This is a genomic window from Salipiger mangrovisoli, from assembly GCF_015223355.1.
Classification (GTDB): Bacteria; Pseudomonadota; Alphaproteobacteria; order Rhodobacterales; family Rhodobacteraceae; genus Salipiger; species Salipiger mangrovisoli.
In genome coordinates, this window is sequence record NZ_JADFFK010000002.1 from 93,715 (window position 1) to 112,894 (window position 19,180).

16 protein-coding genes are annotated in these 19,180 nt (G+C 69.0%); 6 read left to right on the forward strand and 10 right to left on the reverse strand.

From position 1 onward, the window contains the following. The 3 genes from IQ782_RS03885 to IQ782_RS03895 all read left to right on the forward strand — a co-directional run bounded on the left by IQ782_RS03885 (nucleotide 1) and on the right by IQ782_RS03895 (nucleotide 2,772). Complete coding sequence (locus tag IQ782_RS03885) at nucleotides 1-834, forward strand: carbon-nitrogen hydrolase family protein (protein WP_194133308.1); 834 nt, start codon at nucleotides 1-3, stop codon at nucleotides 832-834. After that, nucleotides 831-1,271 carry a MarR family winged helix-turn-helix transcriptional regulator gene (locus IQ782_RS03890; RefSeq protein ID WP_194133309.1) on the forward strand — a complete coding sequence of 147 codons (441 nt, stop codon included), beginning with the start codon at nucleotides 831-833 and terminating at the stop codon, nucleotides 1,269-1,271. The genes IQ782_RS03885 and IQ782_RS03890 overlap by 4 nt, the downstream gene beginning before the upstream one ends. A gap of 157 nt (nucleotides 1,272-1,428) precedes the next feature. Beyond that, nucleotides 1,429-2,772 carry a dicarboxylate/amino acid:cation symporter gene (locus tag IQ782_RS03895; protein WP_240989081.1) on the forward strand — a complete coding sequence of 448 codons (1,344 nt, stop codon included), beginning with the start codon at nucleotides 1,429-1,431 and terminating at the stop codon, nucleotides 2,770-2,772. 92 nt (nucleotides 2,773-2,864) lie between these two features. Here IQ782_RS03895 and ubiG read toward each other — a convergent pair whose 3' ends face one another. Then, nucleotides 2,865-3,605 (reverse strand): bifunctional 2-polyprenyl-6-hydroxyphenol methylase/3-demethylubiquinol 3-O-methyltransferase UbiG, encoded by a 741-nt coding sequence (gene ubiG / locus IQ782_RS03900; protein WP_194133311.1) that lies wholly within the window; start codon nucleotides 3,603-3,605, stop codon nucleotides 2,865-2,867. Between the two features lie 51 nt (nucleotides 3,606-3,656). Between ubiG and pip the strand changes: the two genes are divergently transcribed. After that, nucleotides 3,657-4,655 carry a prolyl aminopeptidase gene (gene pip, locus IQ782_RS03905; protein ID WP_194133312.1) on the forward strand — a complete coding sequence of 333 codons (999 nt, stop codon included), beginning with the start codon at nucleotides 3,657-3,659 and terminating at the stop codon, nucleotides 4,653-4,655. A 131-nt stretch (nucleotides 4,656-4,786) separates the two neighbouring features. Further along, on the forward strand, nucleotides 4,787-6,325 hold the full coding sequence (locus tag IQ782_RS03910) for an ABC transporter substrate-binding protein (protein WP_194133313.1): 1,539 nt from the start codon (nucleotides 4,787-4,789) through the stop codon (nucleotides 6,323-6,325). A gap of 18 nt (nucleotides 6,326-6,343) precedes the next feature. Here the strand turns inward: IQ782_RS03910 and IQ782_RS03915 are convergent, their stop codons facing one another. The 3 genes from IQ782_RS03915 to hslV all read right to left on the reverse strand — a co-directional run bounded on the left by IQ782_RS03915 (nucleotide 6,344) and on the right by hslV (nucleotide 9,152). Next, a complete protein-coding gene (locus tag IQ782_RS03915; RefSeq protein ID WP_194133314.1) occupies nucleotides 6,344-7,021 on the reverse strand; it encodes a D-lyxose/D-mannose family sugar isomerase in 678 nt (225 codons plus the stop codon). A gap of 243 nt (nucleotides 7,022-7,264) precedes the next feature. Then, nucleotides 7,265-8,572: an ATP-dependent protease ATPase subunit HslU gene (gene hslU / locus IQ782_RS03920; RefSeq protein ID WP_194133315.1), complete on the reverse strand. Its 1,308-nt coding sequence runs from the start codon at nucleotides 8,570-8,572 to the stop codon at nucleotides 7,265-7,267. A gap of 22 nt (nucleotides 8,573-8,594) precedes the next feature. Continuing rightward, entirely contained in the window at nucleotides 8,595-9,152 is a 558-nt protein-coding gene (hslV, locus tag IQ782_RS03925) for an ATP-dependent protease subunit HslV (protein ID WP_194133316.1), read from the reverse strand. Between the two features lie 94 nt (nucleotides 9,153-9,246). Between hslV and IQ782_RS03930 the strand changes: the two genes are divergently transcribed. Next, nucleotides 9,247-10,224, forward strand: coding sequence for a phosphotransferase (locus tag IQ782_RS03930; RefSeq protein WP_194133317.1), 978 nt, complete (start codon nucleotides 9,247-9,249; stop codon nucleotides 10,222-10,224). 142 nt (nucleotides 10,225-10,366) lie between these two features. On the opposite strand, the gene trxA is transcribed toward IQ782_RS03930, so the two are convergent. The 6 genes from trxA to tsaE form a co-directional block, all read right to left on the reverse strand. After that, the gene (gene trxA / locus IQ782_RS03935; RefSeq protein WP_194133318.1) at nucleotides 10,367-10,687 is read right to left on the reverse strand and encodes a thioredoxin; all 321 of its coding nucleotides are present in this window, start codon (nucleotides 10,685-10,687) and stop codon (nucleotides 10,367-10,369) included. Nucleotides 10,688-10,781: 94 nt separating this feature from the next. Continuing rightward, nucleotides 10,782-14,159: a double-strand break repair helicase AddA gene (gene addA, locus IQ782_RS03940; RefSeq protein ID WP_194133319.1), complete on the reverse strand. Its 3,378-nt coding sequence runs from the start codon at nucleotides 14,157-14,159 to the stop codon at nucleotides 10,782-10,784. Next, nucleotides 14,156-17,086 carry a double-strand break repair protein AddB gene (gene addB, locus IQ782_RS03945; RefSeq protein ID WP_194133320.1) on the reverse strand — a complete coding sequence of 977 codons (2,931 nt, stop codon included), beginning with the start codon at nucleotides 17,084-17,086 and terminating at the stop codon, nucleotides 14,156-14,158. Before addB ends, addA begins: the two co-directional genes overlap by 4 nt. After that, nucleotides 17,079-17,753, reverse strand: coding sequence for a nucleotidyltransferase family protein (locus tag IQ782_RS03950; RefSeq protein WP_194133321.1), 675 nt, complete (start codon nucleotides 17,751-17,753; stop codon nucleotides 17,079-17,081). Before IQ782_RS03950 ends, addB begins: the two co-directional genes overlap by 8 nt. Beyond that, nucleotides 17,753-18,712, reverse strand: a complete 960-nt coding sequence (locus IQ782_RS03955) for an aminoglycoside phosphotransferase family protein (RefSeq protein WP_338092544.1) — start codon at nucleotides 18,710-18,712, stop codon at nucleotides 17,753-17,755. Before IQ782_RS03955 ends, IQ782_RS03950 begins: the two co-directional genes overlap by 1 nt. After that, nucleotides 18,709-19,170, reverse strand: coding sequence for a tRNA (adenosine(37)-N6)-threonylcarbamoyltransferase complex ATPase subunit type 1 TsaE (gene tsaE, locus IQ782_RS03960; protein ID WP_194133322.1), 462 nt, complete (start codon nucleotides 19,168-19,170; stop codon nucleotides 18,709-18,711). Before tsaE ends, IQ782_RS03955 begins: the two co-directional genes overlap by 4 nt. Nucleotides 19,171-19,180: the final 10 nt, after the last annotated feature.

Sequence of the window (19,180 nt, forward strand, 5' to 3'; positions counted from 1 at the left end):
ATGAAGGCCGCGCTGCTTCAGATCAGCTCGTCGGACGATCCGGCGGAGAATCTCGAGACTGTCCGCGTGATGATGCGCGAGGCGGCCGGGCAGGGCGCGGAGTTCATCCTGACGCCGGAAGTGACCAATTGCGTCTCGTCGAGCCGCAGCCACCAGAAGGCGGTGCTGCAACCCGAGTCCGAGGATCAGACCCTCGCCGGGCTGCGCGCAGAGGCGAAGGGGCTGGGCGTCTGGCTGCTGATCGGCTCTCTGGGCGTGAAGTCCGCGCCGCCCGAGACGCGCTTTGCCAACCGCAGCTTCCTGATCACGCCGCAGGGTGAGATCGCCGCGCGCTACGACAAGATCCACATGTTCGACGTGCAGGTGACCGAGACCGAGACCTACCGCGAGTCCGAGGGGTTCGCCCCCGGTGACCGGGCGGTGGCCGTGGAAACGCCCCTCGGCACCGTCGGCATGACCATCTGCTACGACGTGCGCTTTGCCTACCTGCACCGGGCGCTGGCCCATGCCGGGGCGCAGATCCTCACCGTGCCCGCGGCCTTTTCGCCCGCCACCGGTCCGGCGCATTGGGAGCCGCTGCTGCGCGCCCGCGCCATCGAGACCGGGTCCTGGGTGCTGGCCCCGGCGCAATGCGGGGCGCACAAGATCTCCGAGGGCAAGCCGCGCCGCACCCACGGCCATTCGCTGGTTGTCTCCCCCTGGGGCGAGGTGGTGGCCGACGGCGGCACCGAGCCGGGCATCGTCTATGCCGAGATCGACCTTGCGCAGGTCGCGAGGGCCCGCGCGCAGATCCCCGTGCTCACCCACGACCGCCAGTTCGAGGGACCGGCATGAGCTCCCCCGTCGATGCGCTGGCCATATCGCTGTTCAGCGAGCTTCTGACCGCCGACCAGCTCCTGCGCAACCGCCTGACCCGCGTGCTGCCAGACCGCATGGAGATCTCGCATTTCTCCGTGCTCAACCACCTTGCGCGGGTTCAGAACGAGCGCAGCCCGGCACAGCTGGCGCGCAGCTTCCACGTCACCCGTGGCGCGATGACCAACACGCTCACCAAGCTCGAGATCGCGGGCTACGTGCACATCCGTCCCGACTGGGACGACGCGCGGCGCAAGATGGTTTCCATCAGCCCGGCGGGCAAGCGCGCCCGCGAGGCGGCGCTGGCGGCGATGGCGCCGGTGATCTCGGAAATGGTCAAGGATCTGGGGGCCGACAAGGTGCGTGCCGCCCTGCCGGTGCTGCGCGAGTTGCGGCTCAAGCTCGAGGCAGAGTGACCTTGGGTCAGATGTTTCAGTAGGAATCTGCCAAAGTTCTATGCAATCTAGAGGTGATCCGGCAGCGCCAGTTCACCTTTTCATGACGTAGTGCCAGATTTTCCGCCTCCGGGTCTGCCAGTTCGCGAAACTGGAAGGATGACACATGGAGGGTGACATGAGCACTGCAACCGGACGACTTTCCCTGACCACCAAGGTGATGATCGGCATGGGGGCGGGCTTCGTCCTCGGCGTGATCCTGAACATGCTGCAGATCGGCTGGATCAACAGCAATATCGTCGGCGGCTTCTTCGGCATGGTCGGGCGCATGTTCGTCAACGCGCTGCAGATGCTGGTGGTGCCGCTGGTGTTCTTCTCGCTGATCTGCGGCGTCGCCGGGATCGGCGACATCCGCATCCTCGGGCGGGTCGGCGGGCGCTCCTTTGGGCTCTACCTGCTGACCACCGCCACCGCCATCGCCGTTGCGATCCTCATCGCCATCGTCGTGGCACCGGGCAACGGCTTCACCATGGAGGGGGTCGATACCTCGGGCGTCACCGCGAAAGAGGCGCCGACCATCTGGGAAACCTTTGCCGCCATCGTGCCGCGCAACCCCGTGGCCTCGTTTGCCGCGGGCGAGATGCTGCAGATCATCTTCTATACCATCATTCTCGGTGTCGCCGCGCTGATGCTGGGTGAGCGCTCGACCACGTTCGTCGATGCCTGCGAATACATGAACGAGCTGATGATGAAGGTGGTCGAGATCGTCATGGCCTTCGCGCCCTATGGCGTCTTCTGCCTGATCGCCAAGACCTTCACCGAACAGGGAATCGGGCTGTTCCTGCCGGTGATGACCTACGTGCTGGTGCTGGTCGGCGCGCTGCTGCTGCACCTCTTCGTCACGCTGATGCTGTATCTCAAGGTCTTCTCGGGGCTCGATCCCTTCATCTTCATGAAGAAGATCCGTCCGGCGCAGATCTTCGCCTTCTCCACCGCCTCGTCCAACGCCACGATCCCGGTCACCCTGCGCGCCGTCACCGAGCGCATGGGGGTGACCAACTCGGTGGCGTCCTTCACCGTGCCCTTCGGCGCGACGATCAACATGGACGGCACGGCGATCATGCAGGGCGTGGCGACGGTGTTCCTGGCGAATGTCTACGGCATCGATCTGGGGCTGACCGGCTACCTGACGGTGATCGGCATGGCGGTTCTGGCGTCGATCGGTACGGCCGGGGTGCCGGGCGTCGGCATGGTGATGCTGACCATGGTGCTGGGGCAGGTCGGGCTGCCGATCGAAGGCATCGCGCTGATCCTCGGGGTGGACCGGCTGATGGACATGATCCGTACCGCGGTGAACATCACCGGCGACGCGGTGGTCACCGCCATCGTCGCCAAGACCGAGGGACAGATCGACATGGAGGTCTACCGCGACCCCGCGGCGGGCGTGGTGATCGACGATCTGCACATCGACCCCGAAGCCGAGGCCGAGCTGGCGCACCACGCGCAGCGTCCGGCGGAATGACCGCACGCCGCTGAACCGCGAAGCGCCTGCCCGAGGTTCGGACAGGCGCTTTTCCCCTTGATCAGGGTCGATTTCCGGGGCGGTGTCGCGTCTCAGCCCTTGGGCTTCAGCGCTGCGGTCACGTAGTTCACAGACAGATCGCGGTCCGAGATCGACCAGCGCCAGGTCACCGGGTTGAACACGTAGCCCTTGCGGTCCACCGGCTCGAGGCCCGCCTTGCGCATCAGCTCGTAAAGCTTGTCCGGGGTAATGAATTTCGCCCAGTCATGGGTGCCCTTGGGCAGCCAGCGCATCACCCATTCCGCCCCGACGATCGCCATGGCGAAGCTCTTGGCGTTGCGGTTGATGGTCGAGCACAGGTGCAGCCCGCCGGGCTTCAGCAGGTCGTGGCAGGCATTCAGATACGCCTGCGGGTCGGCGACATGCTCGACCACTTCCATGTTCAGCACCACGTCGAACTGCTCGCCCGCCTCGGCCAGCGCCTCGGCGGTGGAGAAGCGGTAGTCGATCTCCAGCCCCGACTGCTCGGCATGGGTGCGCGCCACCGGGATGTTGCGCTCGGCGGCATCGACGCCGACGATCTCGGCCCCGAGCCGGGCCATCGGCTCGCACAGCAGCCCGCCGCCGCAGCCGATGTCGAGGATGCGCAGCCCCTCGAAGGGACGCGGCGTCGCAAGATCGCGATCGAACTCCCCGGCAACCTGTGCCGTGATATAATCGAGACGCACGGGGTTCATCATGTGCAGCGGCTTGAACTTTCCGTTCGGGTCCCACCATTCTGCCGCCATGGCTTCGAACTTGGCGACTTCGGACGGATCGACGGTCAGGGTCATAGTGCAGGTATCCCGTTTTCTTTTGGGCTCATCAGCCAATATAGAGGTTCCATGGACAAATACCCGGGCCAAAAGAGCGCAGTGCAACATCTCTATCCCGCGATCGACCCGTTCGACCAGCGCATGCTCGACGTCGGTGATGGGCACAAGCTCTATGTAGAGCAATGCGGAAACCCGTCAGGGATTCCGGTCATCGTGCTGCACGGTGGCCCCGGTGGCGGCTGCAGCCCGGCGATGCGGCGCTACTTCGACCCCGACGTCTACCGCGTGGTGCTCTTCGACCAGCGCGGCTGCGGGCGTTCAACGCCCCACGCCAGCGTCGAGAACAACACCACGTGGCACCTCGTCGCCGACATCGAGAAGATCCGCGAGACGCTGGAGATCGACAGGGTCATCGTCTTCGGCGGCAGCTGGGGCGCGACGCTGTCGCTGGTCTATGCGATCACCCATCCCGAGCGGGTGCGCCAGCTGGTGCTGCGCGGCGTCTTCATGATGACCCAGGCCGAGCTTGACTGGTTCTACGGCGGCGGCGCGGGACAGTTCTGGCCCGAGACATGGGCGCGCTTCGAAAGCCTGATCCCCGAAGACGAGCGCGGCGATCTCGTTGCCGCCTACCACCGGCGGCTGTTCTCCGGCGACCTGCGCGAAGAAGTGCGCTTCGCCCGTGCCTGGTCGAGCTGGGAGAACGCGCTGGCCTCGGTCTATTCCAACGGTCACGGCGGCGAGGCCCCGGCGGATTACGCCCGCGCCTTCGCCCGACTCGAGAACCACTATTTCGTCAACGCGGGCTTCCTCGAAGAAGACGGCTGGATCCTGAAGAACGCGGGCAAGCTGCGCGGCATCCCCGGGGTCATCGTCCAGGGCCGCTACGACATGATCTGCCCGCCGCGCCGCGCCTGGGAGCTGTCGCGCGCCTGGCCCGAGGCCGAACTGCGGATGATCCGCAATGCCGGCCATGCCTTGTCGGAGCCGGGCATCAGCGCCGAACTGGTGCGGGTGATGGACCAGATTGCCTTGCTCGAAAGCCTGCCCAACCGGCACGAGTACTGAGCGCGGGCCGCGATGGCGCAGGTTTGACCGGCCTGTAACAGGGGCGCTGTTGCGCCCGGGCGGGCCGCCGTGCAGAGTGGGCACCGCACAGACACGACACCAGACACGACTCCAGGGGAGCGCCCCGCGCCATGACCGTCATCCGCCGCCGCCGCGTCCTGCAATCGGCCCTCGCCGCCGCCGTTCTCGGCGCGTCGGGACTGGCCGGTGCCGCCGCCGTGGCGGGGGCGACCCGCGGCGGCTACTTCCGCGCCGCGCTGGGCGGCGCGCGGATTTCCGACAGCTGGGACGCGCGGACCCACGCCGGGCTTTTCATGAGCGCCGCGGCGCAGGGCGCGGTCTTCGACACGCTGACCGAGGTGGCGGCGGGCGGCGCGCTGCGCGGCGAGCTGGCGACCGGCTGGAGCGCCTCGCCGGATGCCCGCGTCTGGACCTTCGACCTGCGCACCGGCGTGCGCTTCCACAACGGCAAGGCGTTCGGCGCCGAAGACGTGCTGGCCTCGCTGGCGCTGCATCGCGACACCGCCTCTCCGGCCCGGCCCATCGTCGCCGAGATCGAGGAGATGCGCGCCACCGCGCCGCATCAGGTGCAGTTCACCCTCGCCACCGGCAACGCCGATTTCCCCTATCTGCTCGCCGATTACCACCTGCTGATCTACCCCGCCGGGCAGATCGCCGAGGCCATGGCGCGCGGCATCGGCACCGGGCTCTACCGGGTCGAACGCTTCGAGCCGGGCCGCCGCTTCATCGGCCGCCGGGTCGCCGAGCATTACAAGGACGGCCGCGCGGGCTGGTTCGACGGCGTGGATTTCCTCGCCATGAACGACCCGCGCGAGCGGCTCGAAGCGTTGCGCTCGGGCCGCGTCGACGCCATCGACCGGCTTCCCGCCGCTGAGGCAGGCGCGCTGCAGGCCGAGCCGCGCTTCACCGTGCAGAGCCTCGCGGGAAATCAGCACTACGGCTTCGCGCTGCGCACCGATCTTGCGCCCTTCGCCGATCCGCATCTGCGCCAGGCGCTGAAGGCGTCGGTCGACCGCGCGGCGATGGTGGCCGAGATCCTGCAGGGTCACGGCAGCATCGGGCAGGACAGCCCGATCGGCCCCGCCAACCCCTATTTCGCCGCGCTCGAGCCGCAGGGCTTCGATCCCGAGCGCGCCCGCTGGCATCTCTCGCAAGCCGGGCTCGAGGGGATCGCCCTGCCGATGCTGGTCTCCGAGGCGGCCTTCGATGGCGCGACCCGCGCGGCCGAGCTCTACCGCGAGAGCGCGGCGCAGGCCGGCATCTCGCTGGAGCTGCGCCAGCTTCCGTCCGAGACGCGCTGGCCGCGCGACAGCGCCGGATTCCGGGCCGGTGGCTGGTCCGGCCGCGCCACCGAGGATTGGGCCTTCTCGACCGTGCTGACCGAAGCCGCGCCCTGGAATGCCACCCGTGGTGGCTCGGGCCGCTTCGGCGCGCTGCTGCGCGAGGCGCGGGCCGAGTTCGACTCTGCCCGCCGCGCCGAACTCTACGCCGAGATGCAGCGGATCAGCCGCGACGAGGGCGGGCTGATCCTGCCGATGTACGCCAACCACCTGCAGGCGCATTCGGCCCGCATCGCCACGCCGCAGCGCGTGGGGGCCATGCGTGCGATGGACGATTCGCGCATGGCCGAACGGTGGTGGATGGCCTGACGCGGTCTCGGCCGCGGCTCAGAGCTTGTCGTCGTAATCCGAGACCAGCAGGTGCCGCGGTGCCTCGTCTTCCTCGATCTCCGAGAAGCGCCCCAGAGGCTCGGCGAAGATATTGTCCGTCAGATCGTCGTTCACCGTCGAGACCTCGCCGATCAGCACGTCGCTGCCCTCGCCCCAGAAGGCGTGCCAGGTGGTCGGGAAGAGCGTCACCGACTCGCCCGGATCGAGCTTCAGGTGCCCGCCGGCGGGCAGGCTGCGCTCGATGCCGTCACAGAGCACGGTGACCTCGGCGTCGCGGTCGATCTCGCCCTCGGGCGTGGCGGTGAAGAGCTCCAGCACCAGCGTGCCGCCGCCGCGGTTGATGATGTCCTCGACCTTGAGATCGTGCCGGTGCATCGGGCTGAGCTGGTCCCTGCGCGAGATCATGATCTTCTCGGCGTAGAGCATGGCGCTGCGCTGGCCGAGATCGGCGTTGAGCCCGTTGCGGGTGGTGAAGAGGAACAGCCCCAGCTCGTCGAATTTCCCGCCGCCGTAGTCGGTCACGTCCCAGCCCATGCGGCGGCGCTTGATCTCGCCATGCTCGGATTTCCTCAGCCCCTCGGGGGTGAGATAGGCGAAGGGCGGCAGCGTGTAGCCATGGCTGCGGATGAACGCCTCGCTGGCGCGCAGGATCTCATTGACGTGGGAACGTTTCATCGCGGGTCTCCTCCAGAAGATGTTGGCGCGAACATAGCCGGAGGATGCGAGGGGTGGTAGAGGCCGAACGCCTCCGGCGGGCGTATTTGGAAAGAGAAGAAGCCGCGGGCGTGCCTTCATTCTTCTCTTTGAAAATACGCCGGGGGGTGTGGGGGGCTGGCCCCCCACGGGAAAGCGCGGTGTGGGGGGCTGGCCCCCCACGGGAAAGCGCGGTGCGGGGGGCTGGCCCCCGCACCCGGGGTTTCAGAGCACGTAGCGGCTGAGGTCGGTCGAGCGGGTCAGCTCGCCGAGGTGCTTCTCGACGAAGGCTTCGTCGACGGTGATCGAGGTGCCGGGCTGGTCGGGCGCGGTGAAGCTCAGTTCCTCGAAGACCCGCTCCATCACCGTGTAGAGCCGCCGCGCGCCGATGTTCTCGACGCTCTCGTTGACCTCGGCGGCGATCTTCGCCAGCGCGTGGATGCCTTCCTCGGTGAAGCTGACGGTGACCTCCTCGGTGGCCATCAGCGCCGTGTACTGGCGGGTGAGGGCGTTGTCGGTCTCGGTCAGGATGCGCACGAAATCCGCTTCGGTCAGCGCCCGCAGGTTGACCCGGATCGGCAGGCGGCCCTGAAGCTCGGGCAGCAGGTCCGAGGGCTTGGCGATGTGGAAGGCGCCCGAGGCGATGAACAGGATGTGGTCGGTCTTCACCGCGCCGTGCTTGGTGCTGACGGTGGTGCCCTCGATCAGCGGCAGCAGGTCGCGCTGCACGCCCTCACGCGACACGTCGCCGCCGCGGGCTTCCTGCCGCGCCGCGACCTTGTCGATCTCGTCGAGGAAGACGATGCCGTTCTGCTCCACCGCCTCGATGGCGGCGAGCTTGACCTGCTCGTCGTCGAGCAGTTTGTCGGCCTCTTCGCCGATCAGCACCTCGTAGCTTTCCGCCACGGTCATCTTCTTGCGCGTGGTGCGCCCGCCGAAGGCCTTGCCGAAGATGTCGCCGAGATTCATCATCCCCATGTTCTGGCCGGGCTGTCCGGGGATCTCCATCATCGGGAAGGGCGAGGCGCTCTCGGCCACGTCGAGCTCGATCACCGTGTCGTCGAGCTCGCCGCTCTTGAGCTTCTTGCGGAACATCTCGCGGGTTCCCTCGCGCGCATCCTCGCCGGCGATGGCGGAGACGACGCGCTCCTCGGCGTTCTTGTGCGCGGCGGCCTTCACGTCCTCGCGCATCCAGTCGCGGGTCTGGATGATCGAGGCGTCGACGAGATCGCGGATGATCTGCTCGACGTCGCGGCCGACGTAGCCGACCTCGGTGAACTTGGTGGCCTCGACCTTGATGAAGGGCGCGCGGGCCAGCTTGGCGAGACGGCGCGAGATCTCGGTCTTGCCGACGCCGGTCGGGCCGATCATCAGGATGTTCTTGGGGTAGACCTCGTCGCGCAGGTCGGCGCTCAGCTGCTTGCGGCGCCAGCGGTTGCGCAGCGCCACGGCCACGGCGCGCTTGGCGTCCTGCTGGCCGATGATGAAGCGGTCGAGTTCCGAGACGATCTCGCGGGGTGTCAGGTCAGTCATGGTCGTCCTTTCAGGCTCTGTTTCAGGCCGAAATGGTCTCAACGGTCAGCTTGCCGTTGGTGTAGACGCAGATGTCGGAGGCGATGGCCATGGCATGGCGTGCGATCTTCTCGGCGTCGTCCTCGTAGGCGTAGAGCCCGCGTGCGGCGGCGAGGGCGAAGTTGCCGCCCGAGCCGATGGCGGCGATGTCATGCTCGGGCTCGAGCACGTCGCCGGCGCCGGTGATCACGTAGAGGTCCTTGCCGTCGGTGACGATCAGCATCGCCTCGAGCTTCTGCAGGTACTTGTCGGTGCGCCAGTCCTTGGCAAGATCGACGCAGGCGCGCTGCAGCTGGCCGGGGGATTTCTCGAGCTTGCCCTCCAGCCGCTCGAGCAGGGTGAAGGCATCGGCGGTGGAGCCGGCGAAGCCGCAGACCACCTCGTGACCGCCGGGGGCCAGCCGGCGCACCTTGCGCGCGGTGCCCTTGATGACGGTCTGGCCGAGGCTCACCTGCCCGTCACCCGCGACGACCACCTTGCCGCCCTTGCGGACGCCGATGATCGTGGTGCCGTGCCAGCCCGGAAATTCCTGATCGGACATTGTCTTTCCTTTCTTGCTGGGCGCCATATGGGGGCTGGGATGTCCCCTCGCAAGGCGCTGCCGTTGTGGGGGCAGATAGCGCAGGGATGGGCAAATGGGAATGATCGCGGGGGATTTGGCACAGGCGGCTCTGGCGCATTGGCCGGTTCTTGCCCGCGGGCTGGGGCTTGATCCGGCGGCATGGACGGCCGCGCCGCTGGCCCGGCGCGAGGACGCGCGCGTGGCGCGGGTCGTGCTGCGCATGGACGGGCCGCAGGGGCGGCGGCTGGTGCTGAAACACGAGGCGCGGCCGGAAGAGCCGGAGAAGTTCGCCGCGGCCATGTCGGCGCATCTGGCGGTGCAGGAGGTCTATGCACGCGGCGTGCCAGAGGTGCTGGCCTTCGACGTGGCGCGGCGCGCCTGCGTGATGGCTTTTCTCGACGCGCGGCCGCTTTCTGTGCTGCTGGAAGGCGCACCGCTGGCCGATCAGGCGGCGCTGCTGCGGCGGGCCGGGGTCTGGATCGGCGGGTTCCACAGGGCGCTTCCGGGCGATCGTAGGGAGTTCCAGCCGAAGCACACCCTGCGGTTCCTGCGCTCGGTGATGGCGGAGGTTGCTTCCGGCAAGCGGCTTGTGGCGGAGCCGGAGCGCTTCCTTGCCTGCGCCGAGGTGCTCTGCGCGGATCAGGCCCGGTACGAAGGCCGCGAGACGCGCACCGCGCAGACCCATGGCGATCTGCACATGCGCAACCTCGTGCTGGGCGAGGCGGGCTGCTGGGGTCTCGATTTTGCCGGAGGCCGGGTGGTGCCCGTCGGGCATGACATCGCCCGGTTGCTTGCCGACTACGCCATCCTGCACGCGCCGAAGCAGGCCATTCCCAAGGGGGAGGTGCTGCCGTCCGAGGTGCAGGATGCCTTCTTCGAGGGCTATGCGCTGGTGGGGGCACAGGATCCCTCGGTCCAGCTGCTGCTGCGCAACCGGGTGCTGGCGGAATGGTGGGGGCTGCCGGCGAAGGCCGAGGATCGGGGACCGGCACAGGCGCGGCGCTGGGCCGGGGTGCAGGCGCTGGCGGGGAGGGTGTTTCCCGGCGCCTGAGCGTCGCGCGGGTGGAGGCCTCCGGCGGGCGTATTTGAGGAACAATGAAAGGCAGCGGGCGCGGTTGCGGCCGCAGCCTGCGCCAAGAAAAATGCGCCCCCGGTTGGGAGGCGCATTTCGCGAAATCCTTGGGCCGGAACGCTCAGATCGACTCGCTGATCCAGCTGGCCAGCGAAGCCTTGGGGGCGGCACCGGCGCGGTTCGAGATCACCTGGCCGTCCTTGAAGATGAACAGCGCGGGGATGCCGCGCACGCCCATCATGGCGGCGGTGTTCGGGTTCTGGTCAACGTCGACCTTGGCGATCTTGATCTTGCCTTCATACTCGGCGGCGAGCTCTTCGAGGGCCGGGCCGATCTGCTTGCAGGGGCCGCACCATTCGGCCCAGAAATCCACCACAACGGGGATGTCGGAGTTCTTCACTTCTTCGTCGAAGGTCGCGTCGGTGACGGGGACGGTGGCCATGGGAGGTCTCCTTGGCAGGGGTTTGGCAGCAGGGTGCACGGCAGTGGCGCACCCGGTGTTCGGGGGGCGAAGGTAGGCACGCCCCGAGGAGTCGTCAAGAAGTTGCGGTAGTCCTGTGCAGCGCCGCACATACCAGATCCTGTGGCAGCACCATCAAGGTCTGCGTCGCGGTCCAGATCAGCCCCGTTTCGATCTCGCGGCCGGGGAAGACCTGCTCCAGCGCGGCGGCATAGGCGCCCATCTGGCGCAGCAGGCCCTCGGGGACGTCCGCGGGGGAGGCCGGCACGGTGCGGTTCGACTTGAAGTCGAGCGCGATGACCTTCTCGGGGGTGACCAGCAGCCGATCGATGACGCCATGAATGCGGCCCAGAGGCTCTATCCCGGCGGAAATCGGCACTTCGGCGAGGGCTTCGCCGGCAAAGACCGGGCCGAGCGCGGGGGCGGCAAGCACCGCCAGCGCCTCGGCGACGAGGGTCTCCGTCTCTTCGGGCAGATCCTCGGCCAGGGTCAGCACATGCGGAACGGCCCCGGCGCGCTCCTCTGCCGGGAGCGGCGCGAGATGTTCCAGAAGCAGGTGCAGCACCGTGCCGCGCAGCTTTGCCTCTTCCTCGTCCATCCCCTCGATCCCCGAGAGCGCCTTGGCGCCGCCGAGGTCCGAGGGCGACCGGCTTTCGGGCAGCGGCGCGGGGAGGGGCGCGGGGGTGAGCAGATGCGGCGGAAGATCGGGCAGCACCGGCGCGCTGGCTTCGACCTGCTCGAAGGGCAGGTGGGACCAGTCGGCCTGGCCAAGCCGCAGGCCCTCGCCCGAGCCCCATTTGCCGAACTCATAGCCGACCGTCTCGGCCCCGGCGCGCTCCATGCCCTTCTGCACCTGGTCGAACCAGGCACTGCCGTCCTTGCCGAGATTTCCGGCGGCGGCGACCACCAGCCATTTCTCGGCGCGGGTCAGGGCGACGTAGAGCAGCCGGTCGCGCTCGCGCTCGGCGGCGGCCTTGGCGCGTTCAAGCGCGTCGGACTGCACCTGTGGCTGCGACGCGGCGCTCGACTGCCAGACCATGCCCGCGGTGTCCCCTTCCCCGGCGGGCAGCAGGCGCTCGCGGATGGTCTTGGTCGGCTGGGCACAGTCGGGCAGGATCACGATCGGCGCTTCCAGGCCCTTGGAGCCGTGCACCGTCATGACCCGGATCCGCGCCCCGGCGCTGTCGGGGGCGCGCTTGATCTCCAGATCGTCGGACTGCATCCACTCGAGAAAGCCGGTGAGCGAGGGCACGGTGCTCTGCTCGTAGGCCAGCGCCTGCTGCAGCAGCGCGTTGATCCCGTCCTCGGCCTCTTCGCCGAGCCGCCCGAGCAGCTTCTGGCGGCCGCGATGGCGGGTCAGGATGCGCTCGATCAGGTCGTAGGGGCGCAGGAAGTCGGTGCGGTTCAGCAGGTCATCCATCACCTGCAGCACGGCCGGAAATTCCTCGCGCCGCTCGCGCAGGGCGACCCAGAGGTAGCTGCCGGGCTTGCGGGGATGCGCCAGATCGAAGAGCGCCTTCTCGGTCAGGCCGAAGAGCGGCGAGCGCAGCGCCGTGGCGAGCGAGAGGTCGTCCTCGGGCGTGGCGAGGAAGGCCAGCAGCGCGCCGATGTCCTTCACCGCCAGTTCCGACATGACCTTCAACCGGTCGGCCCCGGCGATGGGCAGGCCGCGCGCCTTGATGGCGCGGATGATCTCGGTGAAAAGCGTGCCGCGCCGCCGTACGAGGATCAGGAAGTCACCGGCATGGGCGGGGCGGGCCTTGTACTCACCGCTAAAGCCGATCTCGACGGGCAGCGGCTTGCCGATGGTCTCGGCGATGAAGAGGGCGATGCGGTTGGCCAGCCGCACGGTGTGGTGCTGCGCGCCGATGCGGTCGACGGGCTCGTACCACTCGGCGTCTTCCTCTTCCTCCTTGGCGGGCTCGATATGCGGCCAGAGATCGACCCGGCCCGGCATCTCGGATTTGAACGCCTTGTGTCTCTGTTCCGGGGAAAACCCCGACTCCTCGCGCCCCTCGAAGGTGGCATCCACCAGCTTCAGCACCGGCCCGGCGGAGCGGAAGGAGTATTCGAGCATCATCCGCGACAGCGGTGCATCGGTGCCCTGCAGGCGTTCGGCGAAATCGTCGCACATGCGGTCGAACTCGCGCGGGTCGGCGCCCTGGAAGGAGTAGATCGACTGCTTCTTGTCGCCGACGACGAAGATCGTCCGCCGTACGTCGCCGCGCGCACCCTCGCCCGAGGTGAACTCGCGCGCCAGACGCTCGATCACCTGCCATTGCACCGGGCTGGTGTCCTGCGCCTCGTCGACGAGGATGTGGTCGATGCCGCCGTCGAGCCGGTAGAGCACCCAGTCGGCGACCCGGTCATCGGCCAGAAGGTCACGGGCGCGCACCACCAGATCGTCGAAATCGAGCCAGCCGCGGCGCATCTTCTCGGCCTCGTAGGCGGGCAGGAAGACTTGCGCGAAGCGGTGCAGGGTGATCTCGCGCTTCACCGCCTCGACGGCGAGCCGCGCCTCGCGGGCGCTTTCGACCCGCTGCGCCAGCTGTTCGAGCCGGGGCGCGTCGGGGCCGAGGGCCTGCTTGCTGTCCTTGGTCGGCACGCGGCTGCTGATCGTGCCCTTCTGGGTGAGCAGCGCGTCTTCCAGCGCCAGCATCCCGGCCATGTCGGGCCCGGTGAAGCGCGCGAGCTTCGTCGCCGCGCCCTGGTCGGTGCTCTTGCCGGCCATCAGCACCGGGATCACCCGGGCGATGAGATCGCTCTCGCTGCCGAGGAACACCTCGGCCAGAACCGCCTCCTCGTCCATGTCGCCGGGTAACCCGTAGAGCGCACGGATGTCCTCGGGCGCGCGGGGCGGCAGGAAGGCCGCCTTGCGCCCGCAGAGCTCCGCAAGAAGCGCCTCGGGCTGTTCGCCGAGGAAGGGGGCCATGGCCTCGACAAGCCAGGCATCGCGACCCTCTGCCATGCGTTCCAGCACCTCGGCGCGCAGCATCTCGGCGGAGCGGTCCTCCATCTCGGTGAACTGCGGCGAGACCCCGGCCTCCAGCGGAAAACGCCGCAATAGGCTCGCGCAGAAGGAGTGGATGGTCTGGATGCGCAGGCCGCCGGGGGTCTCGATGGCGCGGGCAAAGAGCGTGCGGGCCTGCCGCAGCCGCTCGGGCGGCAGTGCGCCGTCAAGGCCGAGCTGGCGCAGCTCGGCGATCAGATCGTCGTCGTCCCGCATCGCCCAGTCCCCGAGCCGCTTGAACAGGCGGTTCTGCATCTCGGTGGCTGCGGCCTTCGTGTAGGTCAGGCACAGGATGTGTTCGGGCAGCACCTCGTCGAGCAGCAGCCGCGCGACGCGGTCGGTGAGCACGCGGGTCTTGCCCGAACCCGCGTTGGCGGCGAGCCACGTGGAGGCATCGGGGCGGGCGGCTTCGACCTGCTTTTCGCTGGCCTCGTTGCGGCTCATTCCAGCATCTCCCGTTCGGCGGCGTCGATCACGTCCCATTCGCCGAAGCGCGAGAGGTGATCGTAGTCGGAAAAATCGTTCTCGCTGAGCATCGCGGCGCGGGCGGTATAGCCGCGATCGGGCTCGAACCAGCGGGTCATCAGGGTCTCGAACTGGCTCCAGACCTTGGCGGGGGGCACCTCGTCGAGCGGTGCCTCCACCTCGTTCGGATTGGTCGAGACAGAGACGAAGACGGCGCGCGCGGCATGGCGCGGCTGCAGGTTCGGGAAGGCCCCGCGCTCGACCATCGCCGCTTCGAGCAGCAGCTGCTTGTCGAAGTTCTTCTGCTGCTTTGCGGTGGGGGCGGCGCCGGTCTTGTAGTCGTAAAGGTGCGCGTTGCCCTTTTCGTCGATGTCGATCCGGTCGGCGGTGCCCTTGAGGGTGAAGCCGAGAGCCGGGATGTCGCTGGAGCCACTGGTCTCGAAATGCGCCGGGCGGGCGATCTGCTGTCGCGCGGCCTCGGTGCGGGTGAACCACTCGGCGATGCGGGCGATGCGCGACTGCCAGACGTGGCGGGTCACCGGGAAGGGCAGGACCTCGGGGTCGCCGATCACCGTCGCGGCCTTGGCGCGCAGCGCCTCGGCTGTCAGAAGCCCCGGATCAGAGACTGTTTCGCGTACGAATTCCTCGAACACCTGGTGGATGAGGATGCCGCGCAGCAGGGCGTCGGGGGCGCGTTGCAGCGGGTTGAGCGGGCGCAGCCGCAGCACGCGCTTGGCGTAGATGGCGTAGGGGTCGCGGATCAGCGTCTTGATCTCGGTGACCGAGAGCTGCCTTGGCCGGGCCGCGACGGGGGGCACCGGCGAGGGGCGCGCGGCCGAGGGTGCCTTGATCGGGCTCTCGACCTGCCGCGCCAGCGCCAGCCAGTGACGGCCGCGCGCCTGCATGGCCTTCAGCGCCTCGGGGCCCTGTTTCGCGGGCAGGCCGTTCATCAGGTTCATCAGGCGGTTCACCCAGCGGGCGGGCACCGTCTCGGCGTCGTCGGATTTGAGCGCGCGGGTGAGCCAGACCTCGTCTGCGGCGACCGCCTGCTGGAAGTCATGCGCGGCGAGGCCGATGTTGCGCTCGGGCAGGCGCAGGCCGGCCTTGTGGCGCATCCGGCGGTTCAGCCACGGGTCTGCACCGGGAATTTCCGGCCAGCTGCCCTCGTTCAGCCCGCCGAGGATCAGCAGCTCGGCGCCCATGACGCGGGCCTCCAGCGTGCCCCAGATCAGGATATGCGGATGCGGCGCGTCGCGGTCGCGCACCTCGCCCTTGGCAAGGATCGCGCCGAAAAGATCGGCGTAGTCGCGCGCGTCGAGGTCGGTGCCATGGCTGGCCTCGCCCTCGAGCTCGGTCACCACCTGCCGCGCCTTGCGGCCCGCGCCTTCCTTCCAGAGCTCCGACTCGCCCATCTCGGGACCGGCGGCGATGGCCTCGGCCCGTTCCACGTGAATCATCAGCCAGTCGATGAGCGCGCGCGTGCCGTAGAGCGGCGGCTGACAGAAGGTCTCGGCGACCCAGTTCGCCCAGTCGGGGAAACCGGCGGCCGCGCCCCAGGCCTCGATCAGCTCGGGCTGCGGGAAGGGCCAGCTCTTCTTGCGGATATGCAGTTCCAGCTCGCGGGTGGCGCGCAGGTGGTTGTTGCGCTCCGACCCGCTGTGGGTGAGCGGGTGCTTCAGCAGCGACAGCAGGCTCTCGGCGGTCAGCTCGCGCTGGAACAGCGCCGCCACCTGCCGCAGGAAGCGACCCGGCGGGGTCAGCTGCAGCGGGATGCCGGCGCTGTCGTCGGGCACGATGTCCCAGCGATCAAGCGCCGCCGTCACCTGCCGCGTCAGCATCCGGTCGGGGGTGATCAGCGCCGCCGTGGTGCCGTCCTCGGCCGCCTGCCGCAGCCGCAGGGCGATGGCCATGGCCTCTTCGCGCTTGGAGTTGGCCTCGACCAGCGTCAGCTTTTCCGTGGCGTCGGTCAGCACGGGCAGGTGCACGCCTTCCGACCGCCATTGATCGGTGACCGGTGCCGGGCGCAGGGCGAGAGAGACGAGCCGGTTGCGCGCCGCGCTGGGCGGCGCCTGCTCGTGCCAATGCGGCACGCACGTGGGGTCGAGCGCGAGGTCGAAGAGCAGCTTGGCGAAGCGGAACTGCGGGTGATCCTCGGCAGAGAGCGCGTCGCTCAGACCGCCCCAGACCGGGCCGGGCGTGTCGAAGTCGAAGCCGGGCAGCACCACCGCGCCTTGCGGCAGACGCGAGACCGCGCACATCAGCTTGTAGGCGCCGCCGCGCGATCCGGTGGAGCCGGCGACGATGATCGGATGGGTCGGCGGCGCGGCCTGCCAGCTCTTCAGCTTCTCGTCGAGAGCGTAGCGCTGGAAGGCGTTCCGATCCGGCGCTTCCTCGCCCTGCTCGAAAAACCGCTGCACGATGTTGAGAAAGCTGAGCGCGCGCTGCCAGTGGCCCGACTCGTCGCTGACGTCGAGCGCGGCGATCTGGTCGGGTGAGACGCCCTCGTCCTGCATCTCGTCCATCAGCGTGGCGAGGCTGTCGGCCAGATCGAAAAGCGCGGCGCGGGGGGCGAGGTCGGGCTGGGCGTCGAGCAGCTTCGACACCAACCCGGTGAGTTCGAGCCTGCGGCGCAGCGGCGGCACCGGCGCGGGCAGGTCGCGCAGCGCGGCGGGATCGGCCATGTCGGTCAGCAGGCGGATGCGCGGCAGCAGCGTCGCGGGGCCGGAATCGAAGATCGCCTTGACCCGCCGCGCCATGCGGCTGGTGTTGAGGATCAGCTCGACCTTCGCCATCTCCTCGGGCGGGCGGCCCGCCATGCGCGCGCGCAGACCGGCGACCAGCGCGGCGGGGAAATCGACGCCGGGGGCGAGGCCGTAGACGCGGGGGGTGCCGGAGGGCTCAAACATTGCGGGCCAGCATCTCTTCGGCGAGGGCGATGCCCTCGGGATGGCCGACATCGGCCCAGTGCCCGGGGTAGTCGAGCCCGTGCAGGCGGCCCTCGTCGCCCATCCGCTGCCAGAGCAGACGCAGCGAGAACACCTCCTCGGGTATCTCGGCCAGCAGCTCGGTCTTGAGGATCTGCGCGCCGGTGTAGACGTGATCGCCCGTCCAGCGCAGCTGACCGTCCGCTTGCAGCGTGAAGTCTCCCGCGCCCTTGCGGCCCACCGCGCGGGGCAGCGGCACGCAGAGCAGCAGCGCGTCCATGCGGGCGGGATCCCAGGCCTCGGCCAGCAGCTCCAGCGGGTTCGGCCCGGCCCAGACGGCATCGGTGTTCAGCGTGTAGACCGGCTCCGGCCCCAGCAGCGGCAGCGCGTGGCGCAGCCCGCCGCCGGTGTCGAGGATCTCCGGCTGCTCGACCGACAGCACGACCCCGCTGCGATCGAGATGCGCGGCGACCTGCTCTGCGCGGTAATGGGCGTTCACGACGCGCGTGGGCAGGCCGGTCGTCAGCTCGAGCGCGTGGTCCAGCAGCGGCTTTCCGGCGACCTCGATCAGCGGCTTGGGGCGGTCGGCGGTCAGCGCGCCCATGCGCGTGCCGAAGCCCGCGGCAAAGAGCATCACGGCGTGGGGCATCAGGATTTCAGCCTTTCGAGGGTCTCGGGCGTGGGCGCGGGCAATGCCGGGTCCAGCAGGGCGCGGAGCCCGGCCAGGGCCGGATGCGCCAGGTCGGTTTGCAGGTTGTCCCAGACGCGCGGGATCAGGTCGATGTACTGCGGCTTGCCCCGGGTCTTCGCGAGCGAGGCGAAGATGCCGAGGATGCGCAGGCTGCGCTGCACGCCGAGCACGGCGAGCGCGGTGCGGAAGCTTGGCTCGTCGGCGCCGGTTTGCCCGAGATAGTGACCGATGCAGGCCTCGGCGGCCTCGGCGGAGACATCGCGGCGCGCGTCGCGGATCAGCGAGATCAGGTCATAGGCGCGCGGGCCCTTGAGGGCGTCCTGGAAGTCGAGCAGCCCGGCCCGGCCCGCGCCCTCGCGGTCGGGCAGCCAGAGGATGTTCTCGGCGTGGTAGTCGCGCAGGATCATCACGTCGGTCTCGGGGGCGTGCTCGGCGATCAGGTCGTGCAGGGCGGCGATGACCGATGCGCGGGCCTCGGGGTCCTGCGGGGCGCCGCTGCCGGGGACGTAGGCGTCGAAGGCGAGTCCGGTGATCTGCGACAGATGCGCGGCGTCGGCGACGGGCAGGTCCTCGGGCGGGTCAAAGCGGTGCAGGGCGATCAGCGCGTCGGTTGCCACGAGATAGAGCCGCTTTTCGGCCTCGGCATCGGTGCAGAGCCGCGCCACCAACCCGTCGCCGAGGTCTTCCAGCAGCAGTTTCCCCGGTACCTCGGCCAGCACGCGCGGGGCGCTCAGGCCGATCGACCGCAGGTGCCGGGCGAGCCGGGCGAAAAGCGCCACGTCGCCCTCGGGGTCGTCCATCAGGATCGCCGAGTCGCGGCCACGGGTCAGGCGCGTGTAGCGGCGCGACGAGGCGTCGCCGGCCAGCGGATGCGCCTCGGCATCGGCCCAGCCCGCTTTGAGCAGAAAGTCTTTCACGAGAGCCCCTCCAGGCGGCTGTCCCAGCGCGCGTCCTGCCAGTCGAGCGTCACCTGCCGGGTCTCGTCGCCGGTCACCTCGAAGGCGAGGGTCAGCGCCGCGGCGGGGGTGAGGTCCGCCAGCCGGTCGGGCCATTCCACCAGGCAGATCGCCTCGTCGAAGGCCTCGGTCAGACCCAGTTCGACCACCTGGTCGGGGTCTGACAGGCGGTAGAGGTCGGTGTGCCAGAGCTCGCCCGTGGGCACGTCGTAGACCTGCACCAGCGTGAAGGTGGGCGAGGGCACGTCCTCGGGCTCGTCCATCAGGGACTGGATCAGGCAGCGGGCGAAATGGGTCTTTCCCGCGCCGATGCCCCCGATCAGCAGCAGCACGTCACCGGGACGCAGGCGCGGGGCAAGCGTGGCGGCCAGCACGCAGGTTGCGTCTGGAGAGGGCAGGGACAGGGCGCGCGTCGTCATGGCGCGAAGA